General features: G+C 36.9%; 11 protein-coding genes and 1 riboswitch. Of the genes, 9 read left to right on the top strand and 2 right to left on the bottom strand.

All coding sequences use genetic code 11. From position 1 onward, the window contains the following. Positions 1-33: 33 nt before the first annotated feature. A complete protein-coding gene (locus HXV90_RS20430; protein WP_004224435.1) occupies positions 34-321 on the bottom strand; it encodes a DUF2653 family protein in 288 nt (95 codons plus the stop codon). After that, positions 309-770 (bottom strand): hypothetical protein, encoded by a 462-nt coding sequence (locus HXV90_RS20425; RefSeq protein ID WP_269897903.1) that lies wholly within the window; start codon positions 768-770, stop codon positions 309-311. Before HXV90_RS20425 ends, HXV90_RS20430 begins: the two co-directional genes overlap by 13 nt. Before the next feature lie 184 nt (positions 771-954). Here HXV90_RS20425 and HXV90_RS20420 point away from each other — a divergent pair, with 184 nt between their 5' ends. The 9 genes from HXV90_RS20420 (at position 955) to HXV90_RS20380 (ending at position 15,465) form a co-directional block, all read left to right on the top strand. Continuing rightward, positions 955-1,971, top strand: a complete 1,017-nt coding sequence (locus tag HXV90_RS20420) for a YdcF family protein (protein ID WP_269897902.1) — start codon at positions 955-957, stop codon at positions 1,969-1,971. A gap of 72 nt (positions 1,972-2,043) precedes the next feature. Continuing rightward, positions 2,044-3,330 (top strand): tetratricopeptide repeat protein, encoded by a 1,287-nt coding sequence (locus HXV90_RS20415; RefSeq protein WP_269897901.1) that lies wholly within the window; start codon positions 2,044-2,046, stop codon positions 3,328-3,330. 630 nt (positions 3,331-3,960) lie between these two features. Beyond that, positions 3,961-5,253, top strand: coding sequence for a globin-coupled sensor protein (locus tag HXV90_RS20410; protein WP_048394980.1), 1,293 nt, complete (start codon positions 3,961-3,963; stop codon positions 5,251-5,253). Between the two features lie 240 nt (positions 5,254-5,493). After that, the gene (locus tag HXV90_RS20405) at positions 5,494-6,888 is read left to right on the top strand and encodes a protoporphyrinogen oxidase (protein ID WP_269899052.1); all 1,395 of its coding nucleotides are present in this window, start codon (positions 5,494-5,496) and stop codon (positions 6,886-6,888) included. Positions 6,889-6,987: 99 nt separating this feature from the next. After that, a riboswitch (SAM riboswitch) is annotated at positions 6,988-7,088 on the top strand. Between the two features lie 89 nt (positions 7,089-7,177). After that, complete coding sequence (locus tag HXV90_RS20400) at positions 7,178-9,025, top strand: bifunctional homocysteine S-methyltransferase/methylenetetrahydrofolate reductase (protein ID WP_066038151.1); 1,848 nt, start codon at positions 7,178-7,180, stop codon at positions 9,023-9,025. Next, positions 9,018-12,449 carry a methionine synthase gene (gene metH, locus HXV90_RS20395; protein WP_269897900.1) on the top strand — a complete coding sequence of 1,144 codons (3,432 nt, stop codon included), beginning with the start codon at positions 9,018-9,020 and terminating at the stop codon, positions 12,447-12,449. Before HXV90_RS20400 ends, metH begins: the two co-directional genes overlap by 8 nt. A gap of 95 nt (positions 12,450-12,544) precedes the next feature. Then, positions 12,545-13,045 (top strand): GNAT family N-acetyltransferase, encoded by a 501-nt coding sequence (locus HXV90_RS20390; protein WP_269897899.1) that lies wholly within the window; start codon positions 12,545-12,547, stop codon positions 13,043-13,045. A 109-nt stretch (positions 13,046-13,154) separates the two neighbouring features. Then, positions 13,155-14,186: a Delta(5) desaturase DesA gene (locus HXV90_RS20385; RefSeq protein ID WP_054548858.1), complete on the top strand. Its 1,032-nt coding sequence runs from the start codon at positions 13,155-13,157 to the stop codon at positions 14,184-14,186. 130 nt (positions 14,187-14,316) lie between these two features. Then, on the top strand, positions 14,317-15,465 hold the full coding sequence (locus tag HXV90_RS20380; protein WP_009374109.1) for a sensor histidine kinase: 1,149 nt from the start codon (positions 14,317-14,319) through the stop codon (positions 15,463-15,465). Positions 15,466-15,473: the final 8 nt, after the last annotated feature.

Genomic DNA, 15,473 nt, shown 5'->3' with positions numbered 1-15,473 from the left:
ATTTTTTGGACGATTCATTGTACTGCTATTTTTTTATGATAGTTTGGCAATAATGCCTTCTTCGTCATCTAAAACTAATTCAATCCCTGTCGAGAATGGATCACCGTGTAGAACATCCTTGATCCAAACACGTAAGGCACCAATCATGGCTGCTGTATTAAGCACCTCGATTTGACCGTTGACTTCGACCTCTGCACCAAAACCTGCATCATCCTCGTAAGTTAATTCAACAAGAACATCCTCAGGGCGAATGTTTTGATAGTAGGCTTGAGATAAACAAATAGCATTAATAATATCTTGTTCGTTGATTATTTGTGCCATTGTGCTTCCTCTTTGCGCTTTTTATCTTTAAACATATTTATTATCTTCACAACAAGCATCACAATAACAACAATTGCTGCCACATTAATAAGTAAACCTAAAATATTCCCCAGTATACCCATACCACTAAATAGACTACCGAATAATAATCCAGCAAGTCCGCCAAGCATTAATCCTTTCATCAGACCACCTGAGAAAAAACCACCTTTTTTAGTAGTATCTGCTTTATTAGTAGATGTTGAGTTGTTTTTATTTGTTGTTGCATTGTTTTGATCTTTAGTAATATCCGACTTTTGGATATTCGAGCTATTATTATTGTTAGAGAAGCCCTTTTTACCCGATTTATAGGATTTAGCTTCTGCCGTTGGTGTATCAGAAATAAATAATGTTGCACCAACAGTCGAAAATATCAGTGTCGCTGCAAAAAGAGCGGCAAGAATTTTTTTCATTACATACATTCCTCCAATATAATTTTTAATTTAATCATAAACTAGTTCTTATATAGTAATATTACATGAACTATATTAAAAAATAAAACAAACGCTTTCAAAAATTAAGCTATATCAAAAAATATGGACAAATAGTGGCAGATGTAATGATTGTAGAAATTATGCAATAGGAAGGAGTGAAAAAATGCTACTAACTTTATCAATCTTCCTTACCATTTTTATCATTTTGTACCTAACAGAAAAAAGGCGCTTTCTCAACGTTGTAGCCCTTGGCGTGATAGGGATATATATTGTCAGAGCGTTTATTATTCATTATCCTTTATTGCTACCAAATGATCAGGGGATTATTTCTGAAATGGGGATATTCATTATATTAGGAAGCTTTCCAAGTATTATGTTTATTTTATCAATAGCCATGTTTTTCAATAGTAAAGTATTATTGGAAAAGGAAGGACGCAAATTCCGTAACTTAATGTTAGCCATATTAGGGCTAAGTTTTGTTATTATGATGTTATGGTATGTATTCGTCATTTTTATTGAAATTGAAAATGTATTTTGGCATATTCTTTTCTTCTATGCGTTTTTGATTTTTGGTTATACAATGTTCTTATACACTAGTGTCCTTGCTTATTCAATATTGTATCTTCTTACACCAATACGTTATAAACCAAATTACATTATTGCATTAGGTTCAGGATTAATTGGCGATAGAGTACCTCCACTTTTAGCAAGCCGTTTAGATGAAGCAGTAAAGCAATATATAAAGTATGAGATGAAGCCTTATATCATTGTCTCTGGTGGTCAAGGAAATGATGAAAAGGTATCAGAAGCATATGCAATGAAACAATACCTAATAGAAGTACATCATATTCCGACTGACAAGATAATTATGGAGGATTGTTCAGCCAATACAGAACAAAATATGATCTTTTCAAAGCAAATAATGGACCACCATTCTCATGAAGAGAACTATCGTTCCATTTTTGTTACGAATAATTTCCATGTGTTTCGCGCAAGTATTTATGCTAGGAAAGCAGCATTAGATGCTGAGGGGATTGGTTCAAAAACTGCTTTTTACTATGTTCCTAATGCATTCACACGAGAATTTATAGGTTTATTAGCCATGTATAAATGGACCCATGTCACAGTATTTTTAATTATTACGCTATTCGTAGGCTTACTATTGAGAGCATATGTGTAACCAAACTTCAACTGTCTTCCATATAATAGTGGTAAGGCAGTTTTTTTACATAGTGTGCAAGGGAGGAAAATAATGTACGAGCAAATTTTAGCCAAGCGAAATAAAGAACGAATAATTTCCCTACAAAATCCTACACAAACTCAAGATCAGTGGTTTGCTCAAAATATAAAATTACTTACATTCGCTGAAGTTAACCTAACAGCCTTGCAGAAAATACTGTATCAAGTAGTACGAGGGTTATTAAAAGAACAGCAACAACGTCATTTACAGATTGTCCATACAGTGCAATCTCAATCGATACAGGAGAATGTATTAACGCTGTTGGCAGAATATGATGATGTCTTGCGCGATGCCATTCCACAGCCTATCTATATACTCATTTGGCAAATTTCTTCGCTAGAAAAGTTAAAAAACAGTATAGAAGTAGTAGATGATGTGCTTGATATTGTAGAGTGGTATTTACGCCATCAAGATGAACAAGTTGCTGCTCTAGATGAAGAGGACTTAGATCATGAGCTCATTATTGATTTGTATAAAGAAGCGGTTGAAGAGCAGGATGGGGATGCCCAATATCAACTGGGTGAATACTATAATTCTAGAGAGGGTAAACATTTTCAACCTGAAAAATCATTGAAATGGTTTGAGCTAGCCGCTGCCCAGGGAAATGCAGATGCTCAATATATGCTTGGGAATTTTTGCTTTGGAGGCATAGGTATGGAGGAAAATTATTCCCTTGCCTTTTCATACTATGAAAAAGCAGCTTTGCAGGGACATGCGGACGCTGCCAATAATTTAGCAGATATGTACTTTAATGGCGAGGGCGTAGCAACGAATTATACATTAGCAAAAAAATGGTTTGATTATGCTGCACAAAAGAATGTGGCAGAGGCAATGTTTACGTTAGGAATAATTTATGAGCAGGGGTTAGGCGTTGAGGTAGATGAGAAAGAAGCTTTTAACGCCTATAAAAAATCAGCTGAGGCAGGGTATGTGGAAGCACAATATCGACTTGGTGGAATTTATTTAGAGGGGCGCTTATGCCAAGCGAAAGATGTCAATCGTGGTCTGTTTTGGTATGAAAGAGCTGCGGAGCAATATCATGTAGACGCCTTTTATGATTTAGGTTATATATGGAGTAATGGTCTGGCAGGAATACGCAATCTCGAAAAAGGTATTCATTGGTTTAAGCAGGCTGCACTTCAAGGAGATGTGGAAGCCAAGCTACAATTGGGGCATATTTTTAATAAAGATACAGGGTTAGATAGAAATCTGAAAGAAGCTATTAAATGGTATGGACTCGCGGCAGATGCAGGATCCGAAGAAGCGGCTAAAATATTACAGGAACTTAAAGGATTGTAAATTTAGTGTTAAAAAAACATAGGCTTTTAGAATGATTTATAATGCTAGGGTATATGGGTATTTTAGTCTAAATCATACTGCTTTTTACGAGTATTTAGATAGATCATGATTGAGGATAAAAAATATTAGTATAGTGAAATTTGAAGACGATCGATAAAAAAGTAGAATAAATATAAAGCAAGTAAGCATAATAAACAAAAAAATAGTTAAAAAAGCTACCCAATAATATTGTGGTAGCTTTTTTATAGTTTATTACGCTTTATTTAACAACAAGGACTTTTTATACATTTTGTGTAAAAAAATGGTATTAATAAGATTGACAGTCATTTATAAAATGATTAATGTAAATGAGTGATTTTGAAAAGAAGCATACGTAAATAATTTACTGTTAGTCATGTAGGGACTATATCTGTTTGCTGAGAGCAAATGACCTTAGGATAAATTGAGCAAATGGGTACCCGACATACTTTTGGAGGAAGTTTGTCATACGGAATTGCGCTATCGAATGTAACCATTAAATCTGACTAATCAGATTTTATCGGTATTTTTTCGTGTATCCATCAATATGTTAAAAGGGATTTGATGTTTCTCAGCCTGATGAAAGTAAACGGAATGAAAGAGGGAAGATGTGTGATTTTTCAAAAACAAAGAAAGACGAAGGTATTGGATTTACAGCAATACACAGTGAAAATGGATTTGTCCTCTCGTCAATCGATGGCGAAGCAAATTGAAATGCTGAACTTAACGAAGAACGACTTACAATATTTAAAAGCTTTCCAGCCAATAGTTATGGATAATGTAGATCACATCGTAAACCGTTTTTACAACATGATTGGAACAGAGCATCATTTGGTAGATATTATCAGTCATCATAGTTCTGTAGAAAAGCTTAAAGTAACATTACGGCAACATATTATTGAAATGTTTAACGGAACCATTGATGAGATGTATTACCAAAGGCGTGTAAAAATTGCAAAGGTGCATGTCCACATTGGGCTTAGAACACAGTGGTATATCTGCGCATTCCAAGATTTATCGATATCATTTATTGATTTAGTCGAAAAAAATATAGAATTTCCACAAGATCAATTTAATACGATCAGAGCTATATCGAAAATTTGTAATTTTGAGCAACAACTCGTTTTAGAAGCTTTTGAAAACACTGTGGAACAACTGAAAGAAAAAATGGTTCATGAAAAAGAAGCGATTGAACGACAGATTGTAGATTCTTCGGAAGCACTTGCAGCTATCTCGCAGGAAACCAATAATTCATTTTGCTGCTTAAGTAAGCAATCTGACGAAATTAAACATTTGGCAAAAAAATCACTCGATGTGTCTACACTGGCTGAAAACCAAGCACTTGAGGGTCGCGAGCGTTTAAAAAATCAATCACAAAATATGCTCAATATTAGTCATTCTCTTCATGATATAGAAGAAAATATTGAACAATTATCAGGTATGTCTAAGGAAATGGAAACAATTATGAGTGTTGTGACCAATATTGCGAATCAAACGAATCTATTGGCTTTAAATGCTGCAATTGAAGCAGCACGTGCTGGGGAAGCGGGAAAGGGCTTTAGCGTAGTGGCCGATGAAGTACGTAAATTATCAATTCAGACAAAAGAATCTGTTACAGCGGTGGCTTTGTTATTGAAAAAGACAGGTGAACGAACAGAGAAATTAGAGTATTCTTTGACCAACATTCAAGATGAAGTTGCAGCAGGTGAAGAAAATATGTTACAAACTGAAGGCCAATTTACGAGTATATTGGGAGCCATGACAGAAGCAAAAGATCAAAATGAGTGTATGGCAACAAAAATACAAGCAATTGTAGGCATATTAAGTGAATTAGGCACTTCATTTACTGAGGTAACAAATTCAGCTGAAAAATTAGCGAGCTTTGCGCAAAATTTAAAAGGATAGACTACTAACATTTACATTCTATTTTTCATATTTTTAGACGTAATAAACACTATAGTACCTATTTAAATGTTTGTTGTGAAGTTATCGCTATAGAGGATCAATTTTATAGAGATTCAGAAAGTAAGAGCTATTTCACTGATGAAATAGCTCTATTTTTGCTAAATTTGTAAAGGGTTTAACGTAATTTTCAATGAAAAAAGGATTATACTGTAGAAAGAATGAATAATAGGGGCGGTTATGATGAAAACAGTTGTTGTTTTAGGCGGCGGTATTACAGGACTATGTACAATGCATTATTTGCAACGTCAAGTGAAGGAACATAATTTAAATGTTCGTCTAGTGCTTATAGAAAAAAATACATATTTAGGAGGCAAATTATATTCAGCACATGAACAAGGTTTCATCATGGAAACGGGTGCTGATTCTATTGTAGCCCGTCATCAAGGCGTTATGGAACTCGTGCAGGAGCTTGATTTTGAGGCGGAATTAGTTTACAACGAAACAGGTATTTCTTATATTTATACGAATAATGAGTTACATGCTATTCCGGCAGATTCAACTTTCGGAATACCGATGAGTGTAGCATCCTTAGAGGAAAGTACACTTATTTCCGAGCAGGGAAAAAAAGAAGCGTTGAAGGATTTAACATTGCCAAACAATGGCTTCACAAAGGAAAGTTCAATTGGTGAATTTTTAACTTACTATTTAGGAGAGGAACTGGTGAAAAACCAAATTGCACCAGTCCTTGCAGGTGTTTATTCGGGAGATTTACATCAGCTTTCTATTGGCTCTACTTTACCGTATTTAATTGATTATAAGAATGATTTTGGAAGTATTATTAAAGGCTTTGATGCGAATCGTGAGCAATTTGTTAAAGCAGCGAACAAAAAATTTATATCCTTTAAAAATGGTTTATCTTCTTTAATTGATCGACTTGAACAAACCTTATCCGATGTAGAAATTATCAAGGGTGTTACTACACTAAATGTTCAAAAACAAGATAAGAACTACACAATTTCCTTAGCTAATGGTGAAATTATTGAGTCAGATTATGTCGTTTTAGCATTACCGAACCATACTGTACAAAATCTGCTACAGGATGAATCTTTAAACCGCTATTTTGACCAATTTACGACAGCGTCAGCGATTACTATCTATTTAGGTTTTGATGTGCCAGACGCTAAATTGCCAGCAGATGGAACGGGCTATATTGTTTCCCATAATTCAGACGTAACTTGTAATGCGGCAACTTGGACTAGTCGTAAATGGAAGCATACATCGAAAGAAAATAAATTACTTGTGCGACTCTTTTATAAGAGCATCAATCCAGCCTATGAGCAACTACGCGCCATGACGGATGAAGAATTGGCAGCAGTTGCTTTAGAAGATGTGAGAAAGAGCCTAGGAATAGAGGAGCAGCCAACCGTTGTGAATGTAACAAAATGGATTGATCAAATGCCTAAATATGATCTAGCGCATCGTGAAGCATTACAAGGATTACTACAAGAATTACATGAGAAATATCCTAATTTATCGATTGCAGGGTGCTCGTATTTTGGCGTAGGTATTGGTGCTTGCATTCAAAACGGGAAAAAAATTGGTGAAGAGCTTGCAAAGGAACTTGCCAATTTCTAGGGTTTTAAGTGGAAAAAAACTTTGTTATGTGAAATAGTCTTGACTCATTCGTCAGTAAACGATATGATTCTTTTAATTATTTAAAAAATTCATACTTAATTCTTATCAAGAGAAGCAGAGGGACTGGCCCATTGAAGCTTCAGCAACCAACTTTATTGTCAGGTGCTAAATCCAGAAGACCGTTGAGTCGAAGATGAGAAGGAACAACAATGATGAATCGTTAAAGCCTTCTTTTTTTATGAAAGAAGGCTTTTTATTATATAGAGACATAGGAAGAGAGGCTAATTTTATGGGATTGCTTGAAAGGTTAAAAACGCATGTATTGACGGCAGACGGTGCAATAGGCACAGTGCTATATGGCTATGGATTGGAGTATTGCCATGAGGAAATGAATGTTCAGAGACCCGAGTTAATTGAAAAGATTCATAGAGAATATATTGCAGCTGGTGCTGACATCATTCAAACGAATACGTACGGTGCAAATGCCATTAAATTAGCTCGCTATGGATTGGAATCACGTGTCCAACAATTTAATGAAGCTGCTGTCACCATCGCAAAACGAGCAGCGGCTGATGGCGGTCAATTTGTTTTAGGAACAATTGGTGGTATTCGGGGAATTCGTAAAAGTGATGCAACCTTGGATGAAATATTAGCGACTATTGAAGAACAAGCAAGCGTCTTACTTGCAGGGAATCCAGATGGCCTTTTACTTGAAACTTATTATGATTTTGAAGAATTAACAGCAACCTTAAAGATGCTACGAGAAAAAACAAAATTGCCGATTATTGCACAAGTTTCTATGCATGAGCCCGGTGTTCTACAAAATGGGATGTCTTTAAATAATGCTCTCCATGAGCTTGAAGCCCTAGGTGCTGATATTGTTGGTGTCAATTGTCGACTAGGTCCACACCATACAATTCAGGCATTTGAAGGTGTAGAACTTCCTAATAAGGCATTTATGTCGGCCTATCCAAATGCATCACTACTGGACTTAGAGGATGGGCGTGTCGTTTATGAATCAGAAGCTGATTATTTTGGTCGAGCGGCTGTTGAATTGCGTGATCAAGGTGTACGTTTAATAGGGGGCTGCTGTGGTACAACACCCAAACATATTGCAGCAGCAAAGAAGTATTTAGAAGAGTTATCACCGGTTCAGGAGAAGCTTGCGAAGCCTAAAAAGATTGAGATTGTTCGGGAAGCGGAGCCAACAAAGTATGAGCCTCTTCATGAAAAAGTTAAACGTGAACGTTCTGTCATAGTAGAGTTGGATACGCCTAGACATTTAGAGATTGATGGGTTCCTTGAAGGAGCAAAGCAATTATATGATGCAGGTGCAGATGTAGTTATGATGGCAGACAATTCATTGGCCTCTCCACGTATTAGCAATATTGCAATGGGCGCATTGTTGAAGAGCTCACATGGTGTACGCCCACTAACTCATATTACATGTCGAGACCGTAATTTAATTGGTCTACAATCTCATTTAATGGGGTTAAATGCTTTAGGTATTCATGATGTGTTGGCCGTTACGGGTGATCCAACGAAAGTAGGAGATTTCCCAGGTGCGACAAGTGTTTATGATGTATCTTCCATGGAGCTAATTCAATTAATTAAGCAATTAAATGAAGGGGTCTCTTTCTCAGGTAAGCCACTTCGTAAAAAAGCAAATTTTTCAGTTGCTGCTGCATTTAATCCAAACGTCCGTGTGTTAGATCGTGCTGTGACACGCTTGGAGAAGAAAATTGAGCATGGGGCAGACTACTTCATTTCTCAACCAGTATATACGAAAGAGAAAATTGTAGAGATTTATGAGGCAACAAAGCATTTACAAGCTCCAATTTACATTGGTATTATGCCTGTTACGAGTTATAAAAGTGCTGAATTTTTACATCATGAAGTGCCAGGTATCAAATTATCTGAAGATGCCTTAACAAGAATGAAAGCATGTGGAGAAGATAAAGAAAAGGCAACCTTGGAAGGGATTGCTATTGCCAAAGAATTAGTAGAAGTGGCTACGCAATATTTCAATGGGATTTACCTTATTACACCATTTTTACGTTACGACGTGACACTAGAGTTGATGAAATATATAGAGCAATTGGATGAACAGAAAAAAGGAGTAAGTATACATGGCTAAGCACTCGATTGAAGAGCAACTAGAGAAACGTATTTTAATTCTTGATGGCGCAATGGGAACAATGCTACAAAATGAAAATTTATCAGCAGAGGATTTTGGTGGCGAGGAACTTGATGGCTGTAATGAAAATCTTGTGCTTACTAGACCAGATGTCATTGAAAAAATTCACCATAAATACTTAGAGGCAGGCGCAGATATTATTTGTACAAATACATTTGGTGGGACGCCTCTTGTGTTAAATGAATATGATCTTGGCACAAAAGCAGAAGAAATTAATAAGCGTGCAGTGGAAATTGCTCGCCAAGCAGTTGATCGTTATTCGACATCGGATTGGCCACGTTTTGTTGCAGGGGCTATGGGGCCAACAACAAAAACGTTATCAGTAACAGGTGGTATTACATTTGAAGAGCTAGAGGAAAATTTTTATGTACAGGCAAAAGCTTTAATTGAGGCAGGAGCCGACGTTTTGTTATTAGAAACAAGTCAGGATATGCTCAATGTCAAAGCAGGCACACTTGGTGTAAAGCGCGCTTTTGCATCAACGGGAAAAGAGCTACCTGTCATGATTTCAGGAACAATAGAACCGATGGGTACAACGCTTGCAGGGCAAACAATTGATGCCTTTTATATTTCGATCGAGCATATTAAACCATTATCAGTTGGCCTAAACTGTGCGACGGGACCTGAGTTTATGACGGATCACATTCGTTCATTAGCAGAGCTTTCAACAGGCTATATTAGCTGTTACCCAAATGCTGGCTTACCAGATGAAGAAGGGTGTTATCATGAATCACCAGAATCGCTATCGCAAAAATTAAAAGGCTTTGCAGAAAAGGGTTGGCTTAATATTGTAGGTGGATGTTGTGGGACGACACCCGCTCATATTGCAGCTATTCGTGAGATCTTAAAAGATGAAAAACCTCGTCAATTACCAGAAAAAACACATGGTCATGCGGTATCAGGAATTGAACCGTTATTGTATGACGATTCTATGCGTCCGTTATTTATTGGGGAGAGAACAAATGTAATCGGCTCTCGTAAATTTAAGAATTTAATCATTGACGGGAAATTTGAGGAGGCCGCAGAGATTGCACGTGCTCAAGTCAAAAATGGTGCACATGTTATTGATATTTGTTTAGCCAACCCTGATCGCGATGAATTAGCCGATATGCGCGGATTTATGCAGGAGGTTGTAAAAAAAGTTAAGGTGCCTCTTGTGATTGACTCAACTGATGAAAAAGTAATTGAGGAAGCATTAAAGTTTTCACAAGGGAAAGCCATCATTAACTCTATTAATTTAGAGGATGGTGAAGAACGATTTGATGCAGTATTACCACTCGTGAAAAAATATGGTGCATCATTAGTTGTTGGAACGATAGATGAAAAGGGGATGGCGGTTGACCGTCATCGAAAGCTCGAAATTGCCGAGCGCTCCTATCAACTTTTAACGGAAAAATGGGGGATTGCACCAGAGGATATCATTTTCGACCCATTAATGTTCCCTGTAGGAACTGGGGATGAGCAGTATATTGGTTCAGCGCTAGAAACAATTGAAGGTATTCGTCTCATCAAAGAAAAATTGCCGCAGACATTGACTGTACTTGGCGTAAGTAATATCTCATTTGGCTTACCACCTGTTGGTCGTGAAGTACTGAATGCTGTTTATCTCTATCATTGTACACAGGCGGGCTTAGATTATGCCATTGTTAATACAGAGAAATTGGAGCGTTATGCATCCATCCCTGAAGAGGAAATCAAACTCGCAAATGACCTGCTCTTTAATACAAATGATGAAACATTAGCAGTGTTTACAGATTTTTATCGAGATAAAAAGAAGGAAAAAACGGAAGCTGATATTCCAAAAACGGTTGAAGGTCGTTTAGCTTACTATATATTAGAAGGTACAAAAGAAGGGCTAATTGAGGATTTAGACGCTGCACGAGAAATCTTCGAGGCGCCACTTGATATAATTAATGGTCCTTTAATGGAGGGCATGGCTGAGGTAGGTCGATTATTTAATGATAATCAACTCATTGTAGCAGAGGTTTTACAATCAGCAGGTGTGATGAAGGCCGCAGTTGCTCATTTAGAGCAATTCATGGAGAAGGATGAAGAGAGTGCTGGAAAAGGGAAAATGGTACTTGCTACAGTAAAAGGTGATGTTCACGATATTGGGAAAAACCTTGTTGATATTATATTAAGTAATAATGGCTATAAGGTAGTCGATTTGGGCATTAAAGTAACCCCTGCCCAATTGATTGAAGCAATTCGTAAGGAAAAACCTGATTTTATTGGGCTGTCAGGTTTACTCGTAAAATCAGCGCAACAGATGGTCATTACTGCTCAGGATTTTAAAGAGGCGGGAATTGATGTTCCTATTTTAGTTGGTGGTGCTGCACTTTCACGTCGTTTTACTGAAACAAAAATTGCAGATGAATATGGTGGTCCTGTTATTTATGCAAAGGATGCTATGCAAGGCTTAGAGCAAGCGAATCTATTAATGGGTGAAGGGACACGTGAAAATTTCTTAGCAGAAATTGAAGAATCCCGTCAAAAACGTTTAGCGGCCGATGAAAAACGAGCTGCTCGTCCGTCAAAAGAGGTAACAATAAAGCCTGCACGAACAGTAAAAGGAGCGCCAGTATTTTTACCAGCGGATTTACGACGTCATGTGAAAAAAGACTATTCTGTATCTCATTTATACCCTTATGTTAATATGCGTACATTACTGGGACACCATCTAGGCTTGAAAGGGCAAGTTCAGCAATTGCTTGATGCGGGCGATTCAAGAGCAACAGAGCTCAAGGATTTAGTAGATGATTATTTAAAAAGTGATCTATTAAAGCCATCAGGTTTGTATCAATTTTTCCCTGCTCAAGCAGATGGTGATGATGTCGTTGTGTATGATCCTGCTGATAGTAAGACAGAAATTGAACGTTTTACCTTCCCTCGTCAGCAGGTTGAACCATTTTTATGTCTTGCAGATTTCTTAAAAACGGTAGAGAGCGGTGAAATGGACTATATTGCACTCATGGTTGTTACAGCAGGTCAAGGAGTTATGGCTAAAGCACGCCAGTTAAAAGAGGCTGGGAAATTTCTTGAAAGTCATGCCTTGCAATCGACTGCTTTAGAATTAGCAGAGGGCTTTGCTGAACGTATGCATCAGGAAATTCGTGACCAATGGGGCTTCCCTGATGCAACAGATTTCACTATGAGAGATCGTTTTGCTGCAAAATATCAAGGTCAACGCTTTTCATTCGGATATCCTGCATGTCCTAACTTGGAGGATCAAGAGAAACTATTCGGCCTATTAAAACCTGAGGATATTGGTGTCCATCTTACAGAAGGCTTTATGATGGAGCCTGAAGCATCTGTATCTGCAATCGTTTTTGCTCATCCTGATGCTCGCTACTTCAATGTTTAAGGCATAAAATAAGAGGAGATAGATAGTCTATTCAATGACTGTCTATCTCTGTTTCTTTATAGAAGAAAACAATTTGGTTAAGGGAAGTGAGCAGAATGATACGATTCATGGAAGAAAGAGATATTCCCGAGGTTTTGGTTATCTATAATGATATTATTTTAACAAGCAAGGCTGTCTATCGATACGAAATACAAACTTTAGATGAAAAAGTACAGTGGTTTAGGGAGCAACAAGCATTAGATAATCCTTTACTTGTATTTGAGGATAATGGGCTTGTCACTGGCTTTGCTACCTATAGTCAATTCCGTCCTTACCCAGGTTATAAATATACAATGGAGCACTCTGTCTATGTGCATAAAGAACATTATCAAAAAGGGATTGCGACAAAGCTCATGAACAAGCTGATAGCGATCGCTGAAGAAAATGGTGTCAAAACGCTTGTTGCTGGTATTGATGGAGAAAACATTGGTAGTATTAAAGCACATGAAAAATTAGGCTTTGAATATGCAGGAACCATTAAAAATGCAGGCTATAAATTTGAACAATGGCTAGACCTTGTGTTCTATCAACTTCATTTGACTGGACCGAAATCATAAAAGGATATGACAAATGTCATATCCTTTTTGTGATGTTTGCGTCTGTTACTGACTTGTATTCTTGTTTTATGATGAGGTCATAAGAAAAAAAGAAACGAGGGAGTAAAAGATGGCAACTATTAAAGAAAAAACAAAAAAGTTACGCCAAGATGTAGCGCCATTTGCCAAATCAGATACGCGTAAAAGTGTTTTTCAGATTATAAATACAATTGTACCGTTAATTGCATTATGGGTGGCTGGTTACTTGTTAGTGGATGTATCACCTTGGCTAACAGTCGGCTTAAGTGCTATTTCAGCAGGTTTTGTCGTACGGACTTTTATTATTTTTCATGATTGTACACACGGCTCATTTTTCAAAAGTAAAAAGGCAAACGACTGGGTTGGATTTTTTACTGGGGTGCTAACATCATTCCCTTATGAAAAATGGAAACGTGAACATACAATTCACCATGCAACAAGCTCAAACTTAGACAAGCGTGGTATCGGTGATATTGATATGATGACAGTTGAAGAATATATGCAAGCCTCAAAAGGGCAACGTCTATGGTACCGCTTCTATCGTAATCCATTTGTGATGTTTGGATTAGGCCCACTTTATATGGTTCTTGTCTTAAATCGTTTTAATCGTAAGGATGCGAAGAAGAAGGAACGTCTCAATACAATTTTAACGAATATTGTCATTGTGGGAATTTGTGCCGCTTTAATTTTCTTCATGGGCTGGCAAGCGTTTTTATTAGTGCAAGGCGTTACTTTATTTATTGCAGGTTCTTTAGGAATTTGGTTATTTTATATCCAGCACACGTATGAAGATTCTTATTTTGAACACGATTCAGAGTGGGATTATGTGAAAGCCGCAGTTGAAGGAAGCTCCTATTATAAATTGCCAAAACTTTTACAATGGGTAACAGGGAATATTGGTTTCCATCATGTTCATCACTTAGCTCCTCGTGTACCTAATTATAATCTTGAAAAGGCACACAATGAGACACCGCCATTACACATGGCAACAACGATTACTTTACGTACGAGTTTAGAATCACTACGTTACAAGTTATATGATGAAGATCAAGGTAAATTTGTAACGTTTAAAGAAGTAAATGAAATTATAAAACGTAAAGCAAGAGGCAGTATTGCCGCTTAGTTGATAACAGCCATCTCTGCAAGAGAGATGGCTGTTTTATGTAAAGAGAAGAATATGGGTCAAAGCATGTACAGGCATAAATTTAATTTTCTTGTTATAATAAGGGAAAAGTAGGAAAGAGCGTGAGATTATGTTGAGGAAATGGCATAGTATTATTCCGAATAGTCCGATGCTCAGTGTATATTTGTGGATAATTTTTTGTTTCCTACCGTTTTTCTTCATTTTTAGGAAATCTTCTTACATCGAAATTTCGATAGGCATTACATTTTTAATGCTCTATTTTATCTTCTATCGATTTGCCATGAATTCGAAAAGCGGTTTAGTTTATATGTGGATTAGCTTTGAAATGGTCATAAACATTATTATGACCATCTTGTATGGCTATGTCTATTTGTCCATTTTCACAGCATTTTTTATTGGCAATATCCGAAGACCCGTCGGCTTTTATATTATGTATGGTCTACATATTGGCTTTACAGTTATTTCAACTGGCGCTGGATTCTTTGTAGAGCTCAACCTATTTTTATCGCAGTTGCCTTTCGTTGTATTAACAATTTTAGCTGTCGTCCTTTTACCGCTAACGCTTTATTCCAAAAATAAACGTGAAAATTTAGAGGGACAGTTAGAAACAGCCAATGAACGTATTGCTGAGTTAATTGTTTTTGAAGAACGACAAAGAATAGCTCGAGATTTGCATGATACATTAGGACAAAAATTGTCCATGATTGGTTTGAAGAGTGATCTAGCTTCTAGGCTGATTGAAAGAGATCCCCAGCAGGCCTTGATTGAGATTAAGGATATACGCCAGACGGCTAGTATTGCTTTAAAAGAGGTTCGGGAATTAGTTTCAGATATGCGTACTGCAAAATTTGAAGATGAGATCATGCGTATTTCACAAATACTAAAGGCAGCTGAAATGGAGTTTGTCTTTGAAGGGGATAAAAACGCACTGCAAGTTCCACCACTTGTAGAGAATGTTTTATCTATGTGCTTAAAAGAGGCGGTTAATAATGTTGTCAAACATAGTGGAGCAACAAAATGTGAAATTGCTTTCCATCAAAATTTTAAAGAAGTTTATTTAGTAGTGCGAGATAACGGACAGGGCATTACAAAAAAACAAGCCTGGAGAACTGGTAATGGATTGAAAGGAATGCGGGAACGTTTAGAGTTTATTAATGGGTCCTTCAAAATTGAAAGTGTTGAGGGCACCACATTAACGGTAACTATCCCAGTAGCTATTACGCATCAGAATGTCAAAGACAATCTGAAGAACATATAGAAAAGAGG

The sequence above is a fragment of the Lysinibacillus sp. JK80 genome (assembly GCF_027557635.1).
GTDB classification, from domain to species: Bacteria; Bacillota; Bacilli; order Bacillales_A; family Planococcaceae; genus Lysinibacillus; species Lysinibacillus capsici.
Note: the sequence above shows the minus strand (reverse complement) of the source record. Positions and strands in the feature narration are given on the sequence as shown.

What these genes read in the sequence shown, in the direction of transcription:
- HXV90_RS20405 (WP_269899052.1), top strand. Translation starts at nt 5,494, where the DNA reads ATGAAAACAGTTGTTGTTTTAGGCGGCGGTATTACAGGACTATGTACA.
- metH (WP_269897900.1), top strand. Translation starts at nt 9,018, where the DNA reads ATGGCTAAGCACTCGATTGAAGAGCAACTAGAGAAACGTATTTTAATT.
- HXV90_RS20400 (WP_066038151.1), top strand. Translation starts at nt 7,178, where the DNA reads ATGGGATTGCTTGAAAGGTTAAAAACGCATGTATTGACGGCAGACGGT.
- HXV90_RS20425 (WP_269897903.1), bottom strand. Translation starts at nt 770, where the DNA reads ATGAAAAAAATTCTTGCCGCTCTTTTTGCAGCGACACTGATATTTTCG.
- HXV90_RS20420 (WP_269897902.1), top strand. Translation starts at nt 955, where the DNA reads ATGCTACTAACTTTATCAATCTTCCTTACCATTTTTATCATTTTGTAC.
- HXV90_RS20390 (WP_269897899.1), top strand. Translation starts at nt 12,545, where the DNA reads ATGATACGATTCATGGAAGAAAGAGATATTCCCGAGGTTTTGGTTATC.
- HXV90_RS20415 (WP_269897901.1), top strand. Translation starts at nt 2,044, where the DNA reads ATGTACGAGCAAATTTTAGCCAAGCGAAATAAAGAACGAATAATTTCC.
- HXV90_RS20380 (WP_009374109.1), top strand. Translation starts at nt 14,317, where the DNA reads ATGTTGAGGAAATGGCATAGTATTATTCCGAATAGTCCGATGCTCAGT.
- HXV90_RS20385 (WP_054548858.1), top strand. Translation starts at nt 13,155, where the DNA reads ATGGCAACTATTAAAGAAAAAACAAAAAAGTTACGCCAAGATGTAGCG.
- HXV90_RS20430 (WP_004224435.1), bottom strand. Translation starts at nt 321, where the DNA reads ATGGCACAAATAATCAACGAACAAGATATTATTAATGCTATTTGTTTA.